Genomic DNA, 20,659 nt, shown 5'->3' on the forward strand with positions numbered 1-20,659 from the left:
GTGGTCCCATGGTGCGCCGGCACGCCCCCTCCGGCCATCGGGGACCACCCTGGGACGACCCTGAGCGCGCGGCGACAGCTCCGGGGCGGCTCCGGTGCCGCACGGCGGGACCATGTGCGACGCTGCTGATGGACGCACACGCGAGGCAGTGCCATCGACCACGTTCCCGGCCCGGACACCGCGCCGCCGCCCGCGCCGGGCGGTGTGCCGTCGTACCCGCCCCCACCGCCGCGTGCGGACCGCGGGGGACGGGGGGAGCCGCCCGCCGCGAGGCTGCCCGAGCCACTGGGACCCAGCCGGGTGATCGGCGGCGTGGCCGCGGGTCTCGGCGCCCGGCTGGGTGTGGACCCGGTCCTGATCCGCATCGCCTTCGTCGTGCTCAGCCTGGCCGGTGGCGCCGGCGTGCTGCTGTACGGCGTGCTGTGGGCCTTCACCCCGGTCGCCGCGCCGGGCGTGCCGCGACGGCCGGCGACCCTGCAGCAGGCCACGTCGCTCGGCCTGATCTGCCTCGGAGTCCTGCTGCTCCTGCGCGGCCTCGGCCTGTGGTTCGGCGACGCGCTGGTCTTCCCGGTGACGCTGGCGGCGGTCGGTTCGGCGATCGTCTGGACCCGAGGCGACGACGCCGACCGATCGCGCTGGTCCCAGGTCACCGCCCGCATCCCGGGCAGTCACGCGCTGTCCAGTGCCGCGCCCGGGCCTGCTTCGCCCGTGCGGCTGCTGGTGGGCACGCTGCTGGTGGCCGGGGCGGTGGCCGGTTTCCTCGCCGGCCAGGACGGGCTCGACGCCCTGCGCGAGCTGGGCTTCGCCGTCCTCGCCGCACTCGTCGGACTCGGCCTGCTGTTCGGACCCTGGCTGTGGCGCCTCGTCGACCAGCTCGGCCTCGAGCGTCGGGAACGCATCCGGCAGGAGGAGCGGGCGGAACTGGCCGCGCACCTGCACGACTCGGTGCTGCAGACCCTCGCCCTGATCCAACGCAACGCCGACCAGCCCCGGCGCATGGTGGCGTTGGCGCGCAGCCAGGAACGGGAGCTGCGGGGCTGGCTGTACGGCCAGCGCGACCGCCTCCACGAGCAGACCCACCTCGGCGCGGCCGTCGAGCAGGTCGTCGAGGAGGTGGAGGCGGTGCACGACCTGCAGGTCGACGTGGTCGTGGTCGGCGAGGCGGCCGTCGACGACCCGGTACTCGCACTCCTGGCCGCGATGCGCGAGGCCTGCGTCAACGTGGCGAAGCACGCCGGCGTGACCACGGCCTCGGTCTACGTCGAGGTCGAGGACGACCAGGTCACCGCCTTCGTGCGCGACCGCGGCGCGGGCTTCGAGCTGGCCGCCATCCCGGCGGACCGCCGCGGGGTGCGCGAGTCGATCATCGGCCGGCTCGACCGCCACGGCGGCCACGGGCGCGTGCGGTCACGTCCGGGCGAGGGGACCGAGATCGAGCTGTGCGTGCCGCGACGCCGCCAACCGCAGGGTCCGCCCCAGCCGGACGGCGAAGCCGCCAACGACCACCACGCGTCCCACCCACGGGAGATCCACCCATGACTCGCGCCATCCGTGTCTTCCTCGTCGACGACCACCGCCTGTTTCGGGCCGGGGTCCGCGCCGAACTCGGACCCCACGTCACCATCGTCGGCGACGCCGGCGACGTGGACACCGCCATCCAGGGCATCCGCCAGACCAAGCCGGACGTCGTCCTCCTCGACGTGCACATGCCCGGCGGCGGTGGTCGCGCCGTCATCCAGGCGGTGCACGAGAGCCTGCCCGACGTGCGGTTCCTGGCCCTGTCGGTGTCCGACGCGGCCGAGGACGTCATCGCCGTCATCCGGGCCGGCGCCCGCGGGTACGTCACCAAGACGATCGCTCCCGACGACCTCGTGGTCGCCATCGGCCGGATCCAGCAGGGCGATGCGGTGTTCTCGCCGCGGCTGGCCGGGTTCGTGCTCGACGCCTTCGCCGGCGACCTGCCGCCCGGCGTCACCAGCGACGACCCCGAGATGGACCAGCTGACGACCCGCGAGAAGGAGGTGCTGCGCCACATCGCCCGCGGCTACACCTACAAGGAGGTCGCCAGCCGGCTGTTCATCTCCGTGAAGACGGTCGAGACCCATGTGTCGGCCGTCCTCCGCAAGCTGCAGCTGTCCAACCGACACGAGCTGACCGCCTGGGCGGCAGGCCGCGACCTGCTCTGAGCGCCGAGATTCTCCGGGCGGCCGCCGGCGCATTCGGTCTGTCAGTCGACGTTGCCGGGCCGTGCGACGACCAGTCCCAGCACGACCTGGGGCACCTGCAGGCCGACCAGCACCAGCAGCGGGGGCGTCCATGAGCCGGTGGCGTCGTGGAGCAACCCGATCGCGACGGGCCCGCTCGCGGCGATGAGGTAGCCGACGCCCTGGCTGAGCGCCGACAGACTCGCGGTGCCCTCCGGTCCCCGGGCCCGCAGGCCGATCAGGACCAGCGCCAGCGGGAAAGCACCCATCCCGAGCCCGACGAGGGCCGCCCACACCACCGGCAGGGCGGCCGGTGCCACGAGCAGGCCGAGGTAGCCCGTGACGGCCAGGCTGCCCAGCAGCACCACGTAGATGCGCTGGTCGTCGCGCCGCGCGGCGAGTTCGGGCAGCACGATGCTGATCGGCGCACCGATCAGGGTCACCAGTGCCAGCAGCAGCCCGGCCCGGGCGGCATCGACCCCGGCGTCCTGGTAGATCGACGGCAGCCATCCCATCACGGCGTAGGCGCCGAGGCTCTGCAGCCCGAAGTAGCCGGCGAGGGCCCAGGCCTTGAACTGCCGGTGCACGGCGGGCCGCACGACGACCGGCGCGGCGTCGCTCGCCGTCGCTCGCCGGTCGGTCGCCGGCGGGCGGTCCGTGTCCGGCGGGTCGTTCGTGAGCGGCGGGCGGTCCGCGTCCGACGGGCGGTCCGTCGCCGGGGCATCGTCGGTCGGCGCGCGCCCGCGCAGCCACAGCCACGCCGGCACGGCGGCGAGCGGAGGCAGGGCCCAAACGCCCAGACCGGCGCGCCACGAGCCGAACGCCTCGGCGATCGGCACGGATGCCGCGGCCGCGATGGCCGTGCCGACCGCCAGCGCCATCGAGTACAGCCCGGTCGCCCGGCCGACGTGGCGGGGGAACCAGCGTTTCACGGCGACCGGCATCAGCACGTTGCCGATCCCCATGCCGGCCAGGGCGGGCACCGTCCACGCCAGGACCGCCTCGGGCCGGTCGACCAGCACCCGACCCAGGAGGCTGACGGAGGTCAGCACCATCGCGGCGCTCAACACCAGGGCCGTGTCGCGCCGCCGGGCCCACCGGCCGATCAGCAGCCCGAACACGCCGAAGCAGATCGGGGGCAGCGTGGTGACCACCCCGGCCAGCGCCGACGGCATGCCGATGTCCTGGCGCAGATCCGGCAGCAGCGCACCGAAGCTGGTGACCGCGGGCCGGAGGTTCAGCGCCGTCAGCACGACCGCCAGTGCCGCGAGCAGGTCCATCGCACCCAGCGGGCCGCTCCGACGCGACCAGCGTTGCGACGCCGCCCGTCCGGCCGCGCCGTCGGGGCGGTGCGGGGTGGAGGGCACTAGCGGTGCAGGTCCGGGTCGTGTTGACGGACCCGCGAACGCACGGTGTGGATCGCGGCGCCGGAAAGGATGCCGCTGCGGCCGAAGAGGCGCCCGAGTTCCCAGTTCGACAGCCCGAGCTCGGGCGTACCCAGCGCGTACTGGCCGTCCACCCAGCGGGTGAAGCCGTCGCCGACGTACGGCGCCTCGGCGAGCCGCCAGGCACGGTCGAGGTCGGCCGGGTGGGAGGAGAGCACCGACAACACGAACCGGGGACTGTGGCGGTTGAACAGCGACACGGCGTGGTCGAGGTCGTCGACGACCACCAGTGACACCTCGGGGCTGTTCTCCCACTCCCACTCGGTACCGAGGTCGGCGTCGTCGAGCGGCTGCGCCCACGGCTCCTGTGCCGTACCCGTGGCGCGTTCGATCGCGACCTCGGCGGCGAACCGCTCGTCGGGGACGAAGGCCAGGCTGGACCGCAGGACGTGCAGTTTCGCGTTCGCGTCGCGCTCGGCGGCGGCCCGGTCCAGTGCGTCGAGGAAGACGGGCACGAGGTCCTCGGCGCGGTCACGGGCGATGCAGCAGACGTTGAGGGTGTTGCAGACCTTGCGGTCGAGCGAGTGTCGGACCGCGGCGGCGAACCGTTCCGCGTCGGCGTCGCTGGTCGCGACCAGCCAGGCGCCACCGGTGCCGTGCGCGGACACCGCGTTGCCGGCCTGCTGTGCCACGGCCGACAGCTGGCGTACCGCCTCGCCGGAGCCCCGGGCGACGGCCAGCGCCAGCCGTGGGTCGGCGAACAGTGCCCAGCCCGCTGCGTGCGACGGCGCGTCGACCAGCGAGGCAGCACCCGGTGGCAGGCCGGCGACCTCGAGGGCCGGATCGAGCGCGTGCATGACGATCGCCCGTGCCGTCCGGAGGGCGTCGGAGCCGATGCGGAACACGACGGTGTTGCCCCCGCGCAGCACGCCGCAGGCGTCCGCGAAGACGTTGGGGCGTCCCTCGAACACGAACGCGACCACGCCGAGCCGGTCACTGACCTGCTCCAGGGTCCAGCCGTCGTGGTCGAGCGTGTCGAGGACCCGCCCGCGGGGCGAGGGGATCCGGGTCCAGTTGCGCAGTCCGGCCACCATGTCGGCCCGCATCCGGTCGGTGAGGACCAGGCGCGTGGTCGAGCGGCCGCGGTCGCGCGCGGCGGCGACGTCGTCGGCGTTGGCGGCGGCGATCGGCGCGAACCGCTCCTCGTCCTCGAGGTGGTCGGCGAACGCGGTGTAGAACGCATCGAGGCGGTCGTCGTCGATCTCGCCCATCGCGGCGAAGGCCGCCGTCGCGGCTTCGACGGCGGTCCGCGCCGCCACGCGGTCCGCTTCGGGCAGGTGCAGGATCTCACCCGTGTCCTGGAGCACGACCAGCGCGTCACCTGCCGAGAACGCGGCCGCCAGACGCGGGTCGACGTGCGTGACCCGGTCGCCGCCGAAGAGCAGCGGCTGGCCGGGTTGCAGCGATTCGAGCGGTTGGACGTCCATGGCACCCAACGTAGCCTGGGCCAGATGCGTGGCCCGTCCGTCGCGACCGCCAGCATCGAACCCCGCGCGTCCCGTGACCCAGACCGAGGGTGACCCCGCTCCGTGACCGATCCACGTGCCGTCCTGCGCATCGGCGAGGTCTCGCGCCGTACGGGCGTCGCCGTGCCGACCCTGCGGGCGTGGGAACGACGCTACGGCCTGTTGTCCCCTGACCGGACCGACGGCGGGCACCGCCTCTACAGCGACCGTGACGTGCATCGGGTCGTGGCCATGACCGGTCTTCTCGAGCAGGGCTGGTCGGCGGCCGCCGCGGCCCGCGAGGTGCTGCGTGCGCCCGCGACGGTCACCCGGCTACGACCGGTCGGGAGGGACGGTACGGCGGCGACGAGCCTGATCGAGCGCCTGCGTGCCGCGATCGACGCCTTCGACGCGCCGGCGGCGGAGGGCGTCGTCGACGACGTCATGGCACGGTTCGAGATCCCGCGCGCCCTGGACGAGGTGCTGCTGCCGGTGCTCCGCCAGTTGGGCGACGGCTGGGAGCAGGACCCGCGCGTCATCGCCCGCGAGCACTTCGCGACCAACACGCTGCGTCCCCGCCTGCAGCGCCTGCTCCGTGGTCAGGCGCGTTCCACGGGCGCGGGCGTGGTCGCGGTCGCTCCCGAGGGCGAGGAGCACGACCTGGGACTGCTGGCGGCGGCCGCCGTGGCGGCGGACGCCGGCTGGCGGGTCCACTATCTCGGCGCACGCACGCCGACGCCCGCGATCGAGCGCGCCGTCGAGGAACTGGATCCCGAGGTCGTGCTGGTCGGCGCCGTCTTCCGCGAGCATGCCGAGGCGTTCCTGGCCGGGGGCCCGGCCTTCGTGCGCGCGGGGGTGGTGCTCGGCGGAAGTGGCTTCGTGCCCGCCGACACCGCGAGGCTGCCGGGCGCGGTCGTCCACCGGGGCGCGCTCACCGAGATCCCGGCCAGCCTGGACCGTGCCGTCGCGGCGCGGCACGACGTGGTCTGACCCGGCTCCGCCTCGACACTCCCGGATCGGGATCCCGAGCGTGTCCGGTCGCCCTACGGGATCAGCGGCGGGGTCAGCGGCTGATCCGGAACTTGATCCGCACGTGCGTGTGGTACTCGCTGATCTCGGTGCCCTCGACCACCGCCGAGGTGTCGAGCACGCTGAACCCCTCCACGTTGCGAAGGGTCTTGGTGGCCTCCTCGAGTGCCTTGTGCGCGGCGTCGCGCCAGGACTCGGTGGACACGCCGACCAGGTCGATTGTCTTGATGACCGCCATCTCGAGAGATCTCCTCGCGTGCTCGGCACGCGCGTCGTGCTTCGCCTGGGTGCGGGCCGGGCCCGGGTGGGGCGCGGCGTTGCGTGGCGATCACGCCACGCGCGTCGCCGCGGCGATCGCCTGGCGCAGCCGGTCGGCGATCGCGGTCGCCGCCGCGTCGTCGTCGAGCACGCCCGTGCGCCACTGCGCGAGCGCATCCGACCAGATGGAGGGGCCCAGCACGAAACCGCGGTAGCCCGCGACGCCGGCGACGCGGCCGAGCGCGGCCACGACGTCGTGGTCGGTCGCGTCGGTGCCGTCGCGCACGAGGACGCCGACGTCGTCGCGTCCGGCGTCCCGGACGAGTTCGGCGACCGCCGCGGCCTCCTCGACGTCGCGGGGGGCCGGGAGCGCCCACAGGTCGGCCTCGATGCCGACCTCGCGCACCTCCCGGACCGACTTCAACCAGGTGTCGAGGCGGTCGGCGTCCGACGCCGACGGACCCGTGGGCTCGAGGTCGACGAGCAGCACCCGGTCGGTCTCGTGCAGCCACGCCGACAGGCGGGTCAGCTCCAGCGCCTGGGCCTTCTTGGCGTCGGGGTCGAGGTCGGGGCCCCATCGCACCTCGACCTGGGCGATGCGCGGGGAGAACCGGTCGACGAACGCACCGAAGTCGTCACCCGGCGCGAGGCTGAACTCGGCGGCACCACCGCTCAGCGGCAGGACCAGCTGGATCGACTCGCCCGGTATCGCGTCGGCCAGTCGCTGCTGCGTGCGCCCGTCGACGAGCACCCCGAGGTCGGTCGGGTCGGCCGCGCTTCCGGCGGCACCCACCTGCTGGATCCCGCTCCAGACGAGGGCGGCCGCCTGCGCGTCGAGGGCAGCGCCCCCACGGTCACCGAAGCGCACCGCGTACAGGGCACGGTCGTAACCAGGCTGCACTCGACCACCTCTCCTCGACGGGCCGCGAGCGTAGTGACGCGCCCGAGCCGGCCGCCTCGCCGCCCCTCTCCCCCGGACGTGGTCCGCGGGGGGCCGTCGCGGGGACGACCTCAGCGCAACAAGAAGGTGATCGACATCCCGACGATCATGGCGAGGGCGGCGACGATCGCGGCCGGCATGCCCAGCCGGCTGCCCTTGACGTGGGCGATGAGCCCGAGCGCCATGCCGAGCGGGCCCAGGAACACCTCGGCGTAGCTGACGACGCTGAGCACGGCACAGGCCAGCGCAAGGACCGCGAGCGGAGTCGCGAACCGGGGCGACGCCTCGACGGGAGCGAAGGGGTCGCGATCGGATGCCTGCGCCCGTTTCGCCACGGCGGTCCTCCTGGGGTGCTCAGGCGCGCAAGGTATCCCGTCGGGCGTGCGCGTCCGGGCCCGTCGTCGTGGGTGCCGGCGCCGGGGCCGCGAGGCCGAGGCGCACGAACAGCAGCGGCGCGAGACCACCGACCCAGGCCCCGACGAGGAGGTAGCGCAGGTAGCGCAGGACGAGTGCCACGACGTCGCCGCCGTCCGGGAAGAGTGCGCCGAGTCCCTGCCACAGCACGACCACGCCGACCAGGCCGACGGCGACGCGTCCGGCTCGCCGGCCCAGCGGTCCCCCGCTGTCGAAGCCGCCGCGGGGCAGCAGCAGGGCGAGCCCGATGGCGAGTCCCGCGAGGGTGGCCGCCGGGGTCACGACGTCGGCGAACCCGCTCGCCTCGGCCGGGTCGAGCAGGCCCGGCCAACCCGGGTCGATGCCGCGCAGCCGACCCGAGAGCAGCCCGCCGACCAGGATGAGCGTCCAGGACGCGACCACGGCCGCCATGACCCATTCGACGGGGCCACGGGCGGCCGCCCATCGGCGCACGCGGGGTTCGAGCAGCAGGAACAGCACGAGCAGGATCGCGCCGACCGCCCAGCCCACCAGGATGTCCTCGACGAAGTGCGCGCCCAGGTGGATCCGCGACCAGCCGATGGCCAGGATCAGCCCCACCAGCGCGACCCGGACCCACCAGCGTCGCAGACGCACCGCCAGCAGGCCCCACACGGCGGCGCCGTTCTGGGCGTGTCCGGACGGGATGCCATAGGTGGCTTCCGGCACCCGCTCCAGCGACGGGTCCAGGAACGCCGGCCGGGGCGTGACGGCCACCAACTTCCCGATCGAGTTGATGCTGGCGGTCGCGAGCAGCATCACGCCGAGGCGGACGCCGAGGCGGCGGCTCACGGCCCAGTACAGCAACGGGAAGGCGAGCAGGTAGAACTCCTCGTCGCCGAGGAAGGTGACCGCGTGCAACACCGTGGTCCGCCAGCCCGGCCCGGCCTGCAGGTCCGCCGCACGCTGCAGCTGGACGCCGTACCCCCCGGGATCGGCCGCCTCGGCCAGCGCTCGCTCCTCGAGCACCTGCACGAGCCGGTCGGGGAAGTCGGTCATGATGCCGTGCACGCCCGCGTCGAGGAGGCGGTGCATCTGTTCGGGCTCGTTGACCGTCCAGACCTGTACGTCCACGCCCAGGCGTTCCGCCGCACGCACGAAGCGGGGCGTGACGACGCGCCGGCCGTCGTGGAACTCGGGGACCTGGAACACCGCGCCGGGCGGCGTCCACCAGGGGTGCAGCCCGACGAGTTGGCGGACGTAGAAGCCGGTCGTCTCGCCCTCGGGCATGTTGGTGGGCACGTCGGGCAGGGCGGCCCGGACCGGTTCGAGGTAGTCGGTCGAGAAGCTCGCGACCGTGACGCTGCCGTCGTCGCGACCGTACGCGCGCAGCAGGTCGATCACCGGTTCGGCGATCGCGACCGGTGACTCCGTCTTGAGCTCCACGACCAGGTGCGTGTCGGGATAGCGGTCGAGCACCTCACGCAGCGTCGGGATCCGGACACCGGCACCGCGGAACGGATACGCGCCGTCGGCGTCCTCGAAGTACCACCCGGCGTCGAGTGCCCGCAGCTCCGCCAGGGTCAGGTCGACGACCGCGCCGGTGGCACCGGTGGTCCGGTCGACGGTGCCGTCGTGGATGACGACCACCTCGGCGTCGGCGGTGAGCTGCAGGTCCATCTCCAGGACGTGCGCGCCCTGCTCGAGCGCGACGTCGAACGCGACCAGCGTGTTGGTGGGCGCGTGCCCCTGGGCGCCGGAGTGGGCGATGACGCTGACGTCGTTGGCGGCGAAGTCCGGGACGCGGTCCCGGGGCGGGCCCTGCAGGGCCAGCGCGACGAGTCCGCACAGCAGGAGCACGCCGACGATGCCGAGCCGTCGACGACTGCGCTGCCCCAGGGTCCCCTCCACGCCGGGAACCCTAGCGGCGAGGACCGCGCGGATCGGGCGAGGACAGCGCGTTGCGCCGCGTTGCCGTCGCCGCCGATTAGGGTGTCTGGTGTACCGACGGCCACTGTCCGGCCTCGGGCTCCGCACCACTCGGCATCAGGTCGGCACCAGGAGAGCGCGCCGTGAGCGAGGACGTCCGCACCACCGAGGCCCCGGGCCGCGCCCCGTCGCCTCTCGACCGCTTCTTCAAGCTGCGCGAGCACGGCACCGACGTGCGGACCGAGGTCATCGCCGGGCTCACGACGTTCCTGGCGATGGCGTACATCGTCTTCGTCAACCCGCTGATCCTCGGCGACGCGGGCATGGACGTCGGCGCGGTCTTCGTCGCCACCTGCCTGGCGGCCGCGCTGGGCACGCTGGTCATGGGCCTGTACGCGAACTTTCCGATCGCGCAGGCGCCGGGCATGGGTCTCAACGCATTCTTCGCCTACACCGTCGTGCTGGGCCTCGGCGTGCCGTGGGAGACGGCGTTGGCCGGCACCTTCGTGTCCGGCGCGATCTTCTTCGTGCTCACGCTCACCGGGGCGCGCGAGGCGGTCATCAACGCGATCCCGTTGCAACTGAAGCTGGCCGTCGGCGCCGGCATCGGTCTGTTCATCGCGTTCATCGGACTCAAGAACGCCGGCATCGTGGTGCCGAGCGAGGCCACGACCGTCGCGCTGGGCGACCTCGGGTCCTCCACCACCCTGCTGGCCATCTTCGGGATCCTGGTCACCGCCCTGTTCCTGATGCGCGGCCTCCGTGGCGCGATCTTCTACGGCATCGCGGCGACGGCCGTCGTCGGCGTGGTCTTCGGCGTGACCGAGTTCGGCGGCGTGGTCTCCAGCGTGCCCAGTGTCGGCCCGACGTTGGGTGCCGCCTTCGGCGCCTTCGGTGAACTGCTCACCGTCCAGATGCTGGTCGTGGTCTTCACGATGCTGTTCGTCGACTTCTTCGACACCGCCGGCACCCTGATCGCGGTCACCAACCAGGCCGGCCTGCTCAACGCCGACGGCACGCTGCCCAACGGCAACCGCGCGTTGGTGTCGGACTCGGTCGCCACCATGGGTGGTGCAGCCCTCGGCACCTCGACGACCACGTCGTACATCGAGTCCTCCGCCGGTGTGGGCGCGGGCGGACGCACGGGCCTGACCGCGGTCACGACGGCCGGCTTCTTCCTGCTCGCGTTGTTCTTCTCGCCGTTGCTGTTGATCATCAGCGCCGAGGTGACCGCGGCCGCGCTCATCCTGGTCGGGGTGATGATGGCGCGTGGGCTGGGACAGATCGAGTGGGACCGGATGGAGTACGCCATCCCGGCCTTCGTGACGGTGCTGGCGATGCCACTGACCTACTCGATCGCGACCGGCATCGCGCTCGGCCTGCTGCTGTTCCCGCTGATGATGCTGTTCAAGGGCCGCGTGCGCGAGGTCCACCCGATCATGTGGGTGCTGCTGGTGGTCTTCGCCGGCTACTTCATCTGGCTCGTCGAGTAGTCCCCGCTGCGACCGGTGAGCTGCAGTTCGCCGGTGTCGTCGACCTCGACGACCACCTGCTGCCCGTCGACGATCTTGCCGTCGAGCAGCGCCTTGGCCAGCGGGTCCTCGACGGCACGCCGCAGGAGCCGCTTGACCGGCCGCGCGCCGTAGAGCGGGTCGTACCCGCGCTGCGCGAGCCAGTCCATCGCGGCGTCGGTGACCTCGAGCCCGAGGTCGCGTTCGGCGAGCCGACGACGCAGGCGTCCGAGCTGGATGTCGACGATCGCGCGCAACTGCTCGGGGGCGAGGCGCGAGAAGATCACCGTCTCGTCGATGCGGTTGAGGAACTCCGGCCGGAAGTGGGTCTGGACGTCGGCCATCACCCGGTCCCGCAGCTGTTCCTGCGAGATCGTGAGATCCAGGATGTGCTGTGAGCCCAGGTTGGAGGTCATGATCACGACCACGTTGCGGAAGTCGACGGTGCGGCCCTGCCCGTCGGTGAGCCGCCCGTCGTCGAGCACCTGCAGCAGCACGTTGAACACGTCGGGATGGGCCTTCTCGACCTCGTCGAGCAGGACGACCCGGTACGGCCGGCGACGAACGGCCTCGGTGAGCTGGCCGCCCTCGTCGTAGCCGACGTAGCCGGGAGGTGCCCCGATCAGCCGGGCGACCGTGTGCTTCTCCTGGTACTCGCCCATGTCGATGCGGATCATGGCCCGCTCGTCGTCGAACAGGAACTCGGCGAGTGCACGCGCCAACTCGGTCTTCCCGACCCCGGTCGGGCCGAGGAAGAGGAAACTGCCGAGCGGACGGTCGGGGTCGGCGATGCCCGACCGGCTGCGACGCACGGCGTTGGCGACGGCCTCCACGGCCTCGTCCTGGCCCACGACGCGCTTGTGCAGCTGGTCCTCGAGCGTGACGAGCTTGGCGGCCTCCGACTCGATCAGCCGGGCCACCGGGATGCCCGTCCAGCGGCCCACGACCTCGGCGATCTCGGTCTCGGTGACCTCCTCCTCGAGCAGGCTCTCGCCGGCGGCACGCTGCTCGGCCATCCGCTGCTGGGCCTCGGCGATGCGACGTTCGAGCTCGGGCATCCGGGCGTAGCGCAGTTCCGACACGCGCTCGTAGTCGCCCTCGCGTTCGGCCATCGCGGCCTCCTCGCGTACCTGCTCGAGCTCCTCCTTCGCAGCGTGCAACTGCTCGATCGCGTCCTTCTCGTTCTGCCACCGGGCGCGCATCGCCCGGTCGCGCTCGCGCAGGTCGGCGAGCTCGGCGTCGAGATCGCGCAGTCGCGACCGGGCGCTCTCGGTCTCCTCCTTGGACAGGCTGACCCGCTCGATCTCGAGCTGGCGCATACGGCGGTCGACCTCGTCGATCTCGGGCGGCAGCGAATCGATGGCGATGCGCAGCCGTGCGGCGGCCTCGTCGAGCAGGTCGATGGCCTTGTCGGGCAGGAACCGGTCGGTCAGATAACGGTCGGACAGGCTGGCGGCCGCAACGATGGCGTCGTCGGTGATCCGGACCGAGTGGTGGACCTCGTAGCGCTCCTTGAGACCGCGCAGGATGCCGACGGTGTCGACGACGGACGGCTCGGCGACGTGGACGGGCTGGAAGCGGCGTTCGAGCGCCGCGTCCTTCTCGATGTTGCGGTACTCGCCCAGGGTGGTCGCGCCGATCATGCGCAGGCGACCGCGGGCGAGCAGCGGCTTGAGCATGTTGGCGGCGTCCATCGCGCCCTCGGCCGCCCCGGCACCGACCAGGGTGTGCAGTTCGTCGATGAAGGTGATGATCTCGCCGTCGGAGGCCTCGATCTCCTTCAGGACCGCCTTGAAGCGCTCCTCGAACTCCCCGCGGTACTTGGCGCCGGCAACCATCGCTGACAGGTCGAGCTCGACCAGCTTCTTGTTCTCCAGCAGCGTGGGAACGTCGCCCTCGACGATGCGGCGCGCGAGCCCCTCGACGATGGCGGTCTTGCCCACACCGGGCTCCCCGATCAGGACCGGGTTGTTCTTCGTGCGGCGGACGAGGACCTGGATCGCCCGGCGGATCTCCTCGTCGCGGCCGATCACGGGGTCGAGCTTGTTCTCACGTGCCAGGGCGGTGAGGTCGCGGGCGTACTTCTCGAGCGCCTCGTAGGTCGCCTCGGGATCCTTCGACGTCACCTTCTGGGCGCCGCGGACGTCGCGCAGCACCTCGAGGATGGCCTCGCGGGTGATCCCGGCCTCGCGCAGCAGCGAGGCGGTTCGGTCCCCGCCGTCCGTGAGGGCGAGCAGCAGGTGCTCGGTCGAGACGTAGTCGTCGCCGAGTTGCGCGGCCTCCTCGCTGGCGCGCTCCAGCGACTGGCCGAGCCCGGTGCTGATGCGGACGTCGCCCGACGAGCCGTACGCGGCCGGCATGGCGGTGAGCAGTTCCCCGATGCGGTTGCGCAGCGACGTCGGCGTCACCCCGAGACGTTGCAGCACCGGGAGGACGGCGCCCTCCGCCTGGGACACGAGTGCGAGCAGCAGGTGTGCGGAGCCGACCTCGGGGTGCTTGCGGTCGCGCGCGATGCCACCGGCCTGCTGTAGCGCCTCCTGGGACTTGTGGGTCAAGCGCTCGAAGTCCATGTCACCTCACCTCCTGGGCCAGTGTCGGGGCGGAGTACGGGCCAACGTACGCACGACGCCCGTCGATCGCGACGGTCCTGCGGGCAGGCGGCGCGGAGAACCTGCGCCGGCCGAACGCAGGGCTTCCTCGTCGCCGACCGGGCACGGTCTCACGCGTCGTCGCGGGTCACGATCGGCCAGTGCGTGGCGAGCACGTGCTCGTAGACGATCGCCGTCTCCAGGCGCGCGACCTCCGGGCGGGTCGTGAAAGCGTCCAGGGCCAGGTCGCGGAGATGGTCGCTGTCCCGCACGCCGACCCGGACGAGGAAGTCCATGGCGCCGGTCACGTGGGCCACCGCCAGGGTCTCCGGCAGCGAGAGCGCATGCGCACGGAACGACGCCAGCGATGCACGGGAGTGCTGCCGCAGCTGCACCTGGATCAACGCCTGCAGCCCGATCCCGACCGAGGCGGGATCGAGCGCGGCGAGATGTCCGGTGATCACGCCGGCGCGTTGCAGCCGCCGCACCCGGTCGTGAGCCGCCGACGGCGACAGACCGCTGGCCGCCGCCAACTCCTTGACCGTCGCGCGCGCGTCCGCCTGCAGGGCGTGCAGCAACACCCGATCTGTCCGGTCCAACGGGTACATCGAGGCCTCATTCCGGAAGATGTCCGATGGACGGCGAACCTAGCCGGTGAGAGGATGCCGAGGATTGTTTCCCAGGGGAGGATCTCCGGTGTCGGCTGGCATGAGCACGACCGCCGTCCATGCGGGGCGGGAGCAGTTCCGAGCGCTCGGGGTGCACACGCCGCCGCTCGACCGTTCCACCACCTACCCGCTGACGAGCCTGGACGCCGGCACGGCGAGCCTCGACGCCATGGCGGCCGGTGGACGGCCCGAGGGGTCGCCGGTCTACGCACGCCTGCACAATCCGACGGTCGCCCGGTGGGAAGCCGGCATCGCGCAACTCGAGCAGGCCGACGAGGCGGTGGCCTTCGGATCCGGGATGGCGGCGATGACCGCGGTGCTGCTGGCGGCGGGCGCCGTCGGCCGTCACGTCGTCGCGGTGCGGCCGCTGTACGGCTGCACCGATCACCTGCTCGGCAGTGACCTCCTGGGCTGCCAGGTCACCTGGGCCTCGCCGGACGGGGTGGCCGACGCGATCCGCGACGACACCGCGCTGGTGGTCGCCGAGACACCGGCGAACCCGACCCTGCGACTGATCGACCTGGACGCGCTGGTCGCCGCCGCCGGCGACGTTCCGGTCGTGGTCGACAACACCTTCGCCACCCCGATCCTGCAACGTCCGCTGCTCCATGGCGTCGCCTGGTCGTTGCACAGCGCGACGAAGGCCCTGTCCGGACACGGCGACGTCATGGCGGGCGTCGTGGCGACCAGCGGCGAGCGCGCGGCGGCCCTGCGGCAGGTCCGGATCCTGACCGGCGGGCTGCTGGACCCCCAGGCGGCCTACCTGCTGCACCGCAGCCTGCCGACGCTGCCCCTGCGGGTCCGTGCCGCCCAGGCCAATGCCATGGAGCTGGCCCGGCGGCTGCACGCACACCCTGCCGTGTCCGCCGTGCACTACCCCGGACTGCCGGGCAGCGACCCGTCGGGGCTCGTCGGACGCCAGATGGACGGGCCCGGCGGCATCCTCGCCTTCGAGCTCGTCGGCGGCCACGACGCCGCGGCCGGGGTCATGAAGTCGGTCGAGCTCATCACGCCGGCCGTGAGCCTGGGCTCGACCGACACGCTTCTCCAGCACCCGGCCGGACTCACGCACCGCATCGTCGGCGACGAGGGGCGCGCCGCCGGCGGGATCACCCCGGGCATGCTGCGACTGTCGGCCGGCATCGAGGACGTCGAGGACCTCTGGGCCGACCTGGCCGCGGCCCTCGAGCTGACGGCGGGCTAGCCACCCTCAGCCCTCGGCGACATGCCGGTCGGGCGGCGGGATCGGCGTCGCCCGCTGAGCGGGCGGGTGGCTGCCGGCCGGCCGCTGCCCCGTCCGTCGGCGCAGCTGGTGCACCTCGACGTCGCGGGTCGGCGCCTTGATGATCTCGAAGCGGTCACCGGCGGGACGCTGGTCGACCCGTGCCGCGAGGACGCGCACCATCTCCTCGAGTTCACCGATCCGGCGGCGCGCCCCCTCGAGCTTCTCGCCCAGTTCGAGCACGACCCGGACGCCGGCGAGGTTGAGTCCCTCGTCCTGGGTCAGCGTGCGGATGAAGCGCAGCCGCTCGACGTCGCGGCGCGAGTAGCGACGCGTCCCGCCCTCGGTCCTGGCCGGGTGCAGCAGCCCCTCGCGCTCGTAGGCCCGCAGCGTCTGCGGGTGGAGATCGGCGAGTTCGGCCGCCACGGAGATCACGTACAGCGGCGCGTCGTCGTCGTCGGTCTGCCGGAAGCGGTCGGCGGGCTCGGCGGGCTCGTCCCGGCGCTGTGACCACGACCAGTTGGGAGCGGCGTGCGGCTCCAGGAAGCGCTGCGGCTCGGCGCCCGCGGTGGGCGCCTGCTCGTCGGTCGGGGCTGCAGCCACGATGATCTCCTCAGCTGCCGACGTCGGAGCCGAACAGGAGTCGCTCCCGCTCGATCGGCGTCTGGTCGAGCTCGCCCAGCTCCTGCAACAGCCGCTTCTGGTCGCGGCCGACCTTGCCCGGGACGTGCACCTTGACGGTCACGAGCAGGTCGCCGTGACCACCTCCCCGGCTGGGCGCGCCCTCGCCGCGGATGCGGAAGGTGCGACCGCTGGAGGTGCCGGCCGGCACCTTGATGGTGCGCGCGTGGCCGCTGGGAGTGGGAACGGTGACCTTGGTACCGAGCACGGCCTCGCTGAAGCTGATCGGCACCTCGAGCGTCACGTCGTCGCCGCGGCGACCGAAGTGGGGGTGGGGCGCGACGTGGACGCTGACGAGGACGTCCCCCGACGGCCCGCCGCCGGATCCCGGGCCGCCACGACCGGGGACCCGGATCACGGCGCCGTCCTTGACGCCGGCGGGTACCCGAACGTTGAGCTCACGGGGCTTGACGACGCGCCCACTGCCACCGCAGGTGCCGCAGGGGTTGGGGATCTGCTGGCCCCGCCCTCCGCAGGCCTGACAGGGCTGCGCGAACGAGAACGGTCCCTGGTCGATGGCGATCTGGCCGCGACCGCCGCAGACCCCACACGTCACGGGAACGGTGCCCGGTGCCGCGCCATTGCCCTTGCACGTCTCGCAGGCGCCGTCGCCGGTGACGCGCAGCGTCGTGCGCACGCCCGCGAGCGCGTCCTCGAAGGTCAGGTGCACGTCGGCGCGCAGGTCGGCGCCTTTGCGGGACTGGGTCCGGCGGCCGGCGAACGGCGAGCCGGTGAACCCGGCGGTCGGGCCGGCCTGGCCGCGGCCGTTGCCGAACATCTGCGACAGCAGGTCGCCGAGGTCACCACCGTCGAAGCCGAACCCGCCGGGCGCACCTCCGCCACCGAACCCGGTGGCGCCGAGGCGCCGGATCTCGTCGTACTCGCGCCGACGGCTGTGGTCGCCGAGAACCGAGTACGCCTCGCCGACCTCCTTGAACCGTCGCTCGGCCTGACCGTCGTCGGGGTTGGCGTCGGGATGGTTCTCGCGCGCGAGGCGGCGGTACGCCTTCTTGATCTCGTCGGCCGAGGCGTCCTGCGCGACGCCGAGGACGTCGTAGTAGTTCTTCTCGAGCCATTCACGCTGTGGTGCCACGCGGTTCACCTCCTCCGGGGATCGGTCCGGCTCCTACTGTTCGACGACCACCATGGCCGGGCGCAGCACCCGGTCGCCGAGGCGGTAGCCGGGGCGGAACACCTGCGCGACCACGGGGTGGTCGGACGCTTCCTCGGCGGCCTGCTGGCTCACCGCTTCGTGGTGGTTCGGATCGAACGCCACGCCGGTCTCGTCGAGCCGCTCGAGCCCCATCCCCTGCAGGGTCCTGACCAGCTTGTCGGCCACCAGCGTGACGCCCTTGGCCAGGCTGTCGTCGGTGGACTGCTCGGCGGCCTCCAGCGTGCGGTCGAGGTCGTCGAGCACCTCGAGCAGCGCGCCGGCGACGTCGGCGCGCCCGACGTCGCGCTGTCCCGCGGACTCGCGTGCGGTGCGCTTGCGGAAGTTCTCGAACTCTGCGCGGGCACGCCTGAGGTCGTCGAGGTACTCGTCGCGCTGGGCCTGCACCGCCTGCAGTTCGGCCCGGAGGTCGTCCGCCGACCGGGGGTCTTCGGGCTCGGCGTCGCTGGTGGCATCCTCGTCGACCGGGGCCTCGGCACCGGCCTCGGTGCCGCCGTCAGCCGTGGCATCGCTGACGTCCTGCAGCGCGGTCGGCTCGGCCTGGTCGGTCTCGTCCATCGGGATCGGGTCACCGGCGTCGGTCACGAAGTGCTCCTGGCGGAAGAATCGGGTGATGGTGGGAGGGGCGGCGCACCTGGCGCCGCCCCGTCGTGTTCCTCAGCTGGCCTTGACCGTGATCCGGCGCGGCTTGGCCTCCTCGGCCTTGGGTACCGTGATGGTCAACAGGCCGTCGCGATAGGTCGCCGAGACCTTGTCTCCGTCGACCCGGTCGGGGAGTCGGACCGCGCGGTGGAAGCGCCCGAAGTGGCGTTCGATGCGCCGGAAGCCGTCAGCGGCCTTCTCGTCGTAGAAGCGGCGCTCACCGGCGATGGTCAGCACGTTCTCCTCGAGCGACACCTCGACGTCGTCGGCGGTGACGCCGGGCAGCTCGACGTGCAGCGTGAAGACGTCCTCGGTCTCCTCGACGTCGAGTGCCGGGCTGAACGCACCGGCGGTCGCGGTGCCCGACCCGAACGCCTCGCGGAACATGCGCTCGACCTCGTCGTGGAGCGACGCGACGTCGCGGTGGGGTTCGTAGCGGCGGGACAGCGTGGTCATCACGTCCTCCTCTCGGTTGGTGGGTGTGGTGCGGTGCAGCAGCCGGGGTCAGCCGGCCCGTTGGTCGCCCCGTGCTCGGGGCGCGGTCGGCGTCAGCCGGCCCGTTGTTCGCCCCGTGCTCGGGGCGCGGTCGGCGTCAGCCGGCCCGTTGGTCGCCCCGTGCTCGGGCGCGGTCGGCGTCAGCCGGCCCGTTGTTCGTCCTCGCCCTCGTCGATCACCTCGGCGTCGACGACGTCGTCGTCGGTGCCGGTGGCGTCGGCCGAGGCAGCGCCGCCCTCGGCGGAGCCACCCTGGTCGGCGTTGGCCTGGTAGATCGCCTCGGCGAGCTGCTGGGACTTGGACGCGAGGCCCTCCATCTTGGCCTTGATGGCGTCGGCGTCGTCGCCCTTCAGTGCCTCGCGGAGCTCGGTGAGTGCCTGCTCGATGTCGGCCTTGACGGACGCGTCGAGCTTGTCGCCGTGCTCCTTGAGGGTCTTGTCGGTCTGGTAGGCCAGCGTGTCGGCCTGGTTGCGCAGTTCGGCCGCCTCCTTGCGCTTCCGGTCCTCGTCCGCGTGCGCCTCGGCGTCCTTGATCATCTGCTCGATGTCGTCCTTCGGCAGCGCGGAGCCACCGGTGATCGTCATCGACTGCTCCTTGCCGGTGCCGAGGTCCTTCGCGGACACGTGCACGATGCCGTTGGCGTCGATGTCGAAGGTGACCTCGATCTGCGGCATACCGCGCGGGGCCGGCGGCAGGTCGGTCAGCATGAACTTGCCGAGCGACTTGTTGTCGCCGACCATCTCGCGCTCACCCTGCAGGACGTGGATCTCGACGGAGGGCTGGTTGTCGTCCGCGGTGGTGAAGACCTCGGAGCGCTTGGTCGGGATCGTGGTGTTGCGCTCGATGAGCTTGTGGGTGATACCGCCCTTGGTCTCGATGCCCAGCGAGAGCGGGGTGACGTCGAGGAGCAGGACGTCCTTGACGTCGCCCTTGAGCACGCCCGCCTGCAGGGCGGCACCGACCGCGACGACCTCGTCGGGGTTGACGCCCTTGTGGGGTTCCTTGCCGCCGGTCAGCTCCTTGACCAGGTCCTGCACGGCGGGGATGCGGGTCGAGCCACCGACGAGGATGACGTGGTCGATCTGGCCGACGCCGCCGGCGTCCTTGACGGCGCGCTCGAAGGGTCCCCGCAGACGGTCGAGCAGGGCGCTGGTGAGCTCGTTGAACTTCGCGCGGGTGAGCGTCTGCTCGAAGTGCAGCGGGCCGGCGTCGGTGGCGGTCAAGAACGGCAGGTTGATCGAGGTCTCCTGCGACGACGACAGCTCGATCTTGGCCTTCTCCGCGGCCTCCTTGAGGCGCTGCAGGGCCATGCGGTCGTTGGAGAGGTCGACGCCGTGGTCGTTCTTGAAGGTGGTGACCATCCAATCGATGAGAACCTGGTCCCAGTCGTCTCCGCCGAGCTGCGAGTCCCCGGCGGTCGACTTGACGTCGAAGACGCCCTCGGCGATCTCCAGCACCGACACGTCGAAGGTGCCGCCGCCGAGGTCGAACACCAGCACGGTCTGTTCGTCGCTCTTCTCGAGGCCGTAGGCGAGGGCGGCGGCCGTCGGCTCGGCGACCAGGCGCAGGACCTCGAGGCCGGCGATCTCACCGGCTTCCTTGGTGGCCTGCCGCTGCGCGTCGTCGAAGTAGGCCGGGACGGTGATCACGGCCTGCGTCACGTCGTCGCCGAGGTAGGACTCGGCGTCGCGCTTGAGCTTCATGAGGATGCGGGCCGAGATCTCCTGCGGCGTGTAGTTCTTGCCGTCGATGTCGGTCTTCCAGTCGGTGCCGACGTGGCGCTTGACGGAGCGGATGGTGCGGTCGGCGTTGGTGACGGCCTGGCGCTTGGCCACCTCGCCGACCAGGACCTCACCGGACTTTGACCAGGCGACGACGGACGGCGTCGTGCGCGCGCCCTCGGCGTTGGCGATGACGGTGGGCTCGCCACCTTCCATGACGGAGACGACGGAGTTGGTCGTCCCGAGGTCGATTCCGACGGCCTTGGCCATGTGGGGCCTCCTCGCAGCAGGGTCGTTTTCCGGCGCGGCGGGCGGTGGCCCGCGGTTCGGGCACAACG

General features: G+C 72.4%; 18 protein-coding genes. 5 read left to right on the forward strand and 13 right to left on the reverse strand.

Annotated elements, in window-relative coordinates; genetic code table 11:
• Positions 1-300: 300 nt before the first annotated feature.
• Entirely contained in the window at positions 301-1,539 is a 1,239-nt protein-coding gene (locus tag ACERMF_RS00435; RefSeq protein ID WP_373667039.1) for a PspC domain-containing protein, read from the forward strand.
• Positions 1,536-2,186, forward strand: a complete 651-nt coding sequence (locus tag ACERMF_RS00440; RefSeq protein ID WP_373667040.1) for a response regulator — start codon at positions 1,536-1,538, stop codon at positions 2,184-2,186. Before ACERMF_RS00435 ends, ACERMF_RS00440 begins: the two co-directional genes overlap by 4 nt.
• 41 nt (positions 2,187-2,227) lie before the next feature.
• Here the strand turns inward: ACERMF_RS00440 and ACERMF_RS00445 are convergent, their stop codons facing one another.
• Both ACERMF_RS00445 and ACERMF_RS00450 read right to left on the reverse strand, forming a co-directional pair.
• Positions 2,228-3,571, reverse strand: coding sequence for a CynX/NimT family MFS transporter (locus tag ACERMF_RS00445; RefSeq protein WP_373667041.1), 1,344 nt, complete (start codon positions 3,569-3,571; stop codon positions 2,228-2,230).
• Positions 3,571-5,076: an aldehyde dehydrogenase family protein gene (locus ACERMF_RS00450; RefSeq protein ID WP_373667042.1), complete on the reverse strand. Its 1,506-nt coding sequence runs from the start codon at positions 5,074-5,076 to the stop codon at positions 3,571-3,573. The genes ACERMF_RS00445 and ACERMF_RS00450 overlap by 1 nt, the downstream gene beginning before the upstream one ends.
• A 102-nt stretch (positions 5,077-5,178) precedes the next feature.
• Here ACERMF_RS00450 and ACERMF_RS00455 point away from each other — a divergent pair, with 102 nt between their 5' ends.
• Complete coding sequence (locus ACERMF_RS00455) at positions 5,179-6,084, forward strand: MerR family transcriptional regulator (RefSeq protein ID WP_373667043.1); 906 nt, start codon at positions 5,179-5,181, stop codon at positions 6,082-6,084.
• Positions 6,085-6,157: 73 nt separating this feature from the next.
• On the opposite strand, the gene ACERMF_RS00460 is transcribed toward ACERMF_RS00455, so the two are convergent.
• From ACERMF_RS00460 to ACERMF_RS00475, 4 genes are all read right to left on the reverse strand, one after another.
• Positions 6,158-6,361, reverse strand: coding sequence for a dodecin family protein (locus tag ACERMF_RS00460; RefSeq protein WP_373667044.1), 204 nt, complete (start codon positions 6,359-6,361; stop codon positions 6,158-6,160).
• Positions 6,362-6,451: 90 nt separating this feature from the next.
• A complete protein-coding gene (locus tag ACERMF_RS00465) occupies positions 6,452-7,282 on the reverse strand; it encodes a 2-deoxy-5-keto-D-gluconate 6-phosphate aldolase domain-containing protein (RefSeq protein WP_373667045.1) in 831 nt (276 codons plus the stop codon).
• A 110-nt stretch (positions 7,283-7,392) separates the two neighbouring features.
• Positions 7,393-7,656, reverse strand: a complete 264-nt coding sequence (locus ACERMF_RS00470) for a hypothetical protein (RefSeq protein WP_373667046.1) — start codon at positions 7,654-7,656, stop codon at positions 7,393-7,395.
• A 19-nt stretch (positions 7,657-7,675) separates the two neighbouring features.
• A complete protein-coding gene (locus ACERMF_RS00475) occupies positions 7,676-9,604 on the reverse strand; it encodes a glycerophosphodiester phosphodiesterase family protein (RefSeq protein WP_373667047.1) in 1,929 nt (642 codons plus the stop codon).
• 161 nt (positions 9,605-9,765) lie between these two features.
• Between ACERMF_RS00475 and ACERMF_RS00480 the strand changes: the two genes are divergently transcribed.
• Complete coding sequence (locus ACERMF_RS00480; protein ID WP_373667048.1) at positions 9,766-11,115, forward strand: NCS2 family permease; 1,350 nt, start codon at positions 9,766-9,768, stop codon at positions 11,113-11,115.
• Here the strand turns inward: ACERMF_RS00480 and clpB are convergent.
• Complete coding sequence (gene clpB / locus ACERMF_RS00485) at positions 11,091-13,703, reverse strand: ATP-dependent chaperone ClpB (RefSeq protein WP_373667049.1); 2,613 nt, start codon at positions 13,701-13,703, stop codon at positions 11,091-11,093. The genes ACERMF_RS00480 and clpB overlap by 25 nt on opposite strands.
• Before the next feature lie 149 nt (positions 13,704-13,852).
• Complete coding sequence (locus ACERMF_RS00490) at positions 13,853-14,329, reverse strand: Lrp/AsnC family transcriptional regulator (protein ID WP_373667050.1); 477 nt, start codon at positions 14,327-14,329, stop codon at positions 13,853-13,855.
• Positions 14,330-14,429: 100 nt separating this feature from the next.
• Here ACERMF_RS00490 and ACERMF_RS00495 point away from each other — a divergent pair, with 100 nt between their 5' ends.
• Positions 14,430-15,593, forward strand: coding sequence for a PLP-dependent aspartate aminotransferase family protein (locus ACERMF_RS00495; RefSeq protein WP_373667051.1), 1,164 nt, complete (start codon positions 14,430-14,432; stop codon positions 15,591-15,593).
• 6 nt (positions 15,594-15,599) lie between these two features.
• On the opposite strand, the gene ACERMF_RS00500 is transcribed toward ACERMF_RS00495, so the two are convergent.
• The 5 genes from ACERMF_RS00500 to dnaK form a co-directional block, all read right to left on the reverse strand.
• Positions 15,600-16,214, reverse strand: coding sequence for a heat shock protein transcriptional repressor HspR (locus ACERMF_RS00500; protein ID WP_373667052.1), 615 nt, complete (start codon positions 16,212-16,214; stop codon positions 15,600-15,602).
• Positions 16,215-16,224: 10 nt separating this feature from the next.
• Entirely contained in the window at positions 16,225-17,385 is a 1,161-nt protein-coding gene (gene dnaJ / locus ACERMF_RS00505; RefSeq protein ID WP_373667053.1) for a molecular chaperone DnaJ, read from the reverse strand.
• A 33-nt stretch (positions 17,386-17,418) separates the two neighbouring features.
• Positions 17,419-18,048, reverse strand: a complete 630-nt coding sequence (locus tag ACERMF_RS00510; RefSeq protein ID WP_373667054.1) for a nucleotide exchange factor GrpE — start codon at positions 18,046-18,048, stop codon at positions 17,419-17,421.
• A 72-nt stretch (positions 18,049-18,120) separates the two neighbouring features.
• Entirely contained in the window at positions 18,121-18,561 is a 441-nt protein-coding gene (locus ACERMF_RS00515) for an Hsp20/alpha crystallin family protein (protein ID WP_373667055.1), read from the reverse strand.
• A gap of 179 nt (positions 18,562-18,740) precedes the next feature.
• Positions 18,741-20,591: a molecular chaperone DnaK gene (dnaK, locus tag ACERMF_RS00520; RefSeq protein WP_373667056.1), complete on the reverse strand. Its 1,851-nt coding sequence runs from the start codon at positions 20,589-20,591 to the stop codon at positions 18,741-18,743.
• Positions 20,592-20,659: the final 68 nt, after the last annotated feature.

The organism is Egicoccus sp. AB-alg6-2 (genome assembly GCF_041821025.1).
Classification (GTDB): domain Bacteria; phylum Actinomycetota; class Nitriliruptoria; order Nitriliruptorales; family Nitriliruptoraceae; genus Egicoccus.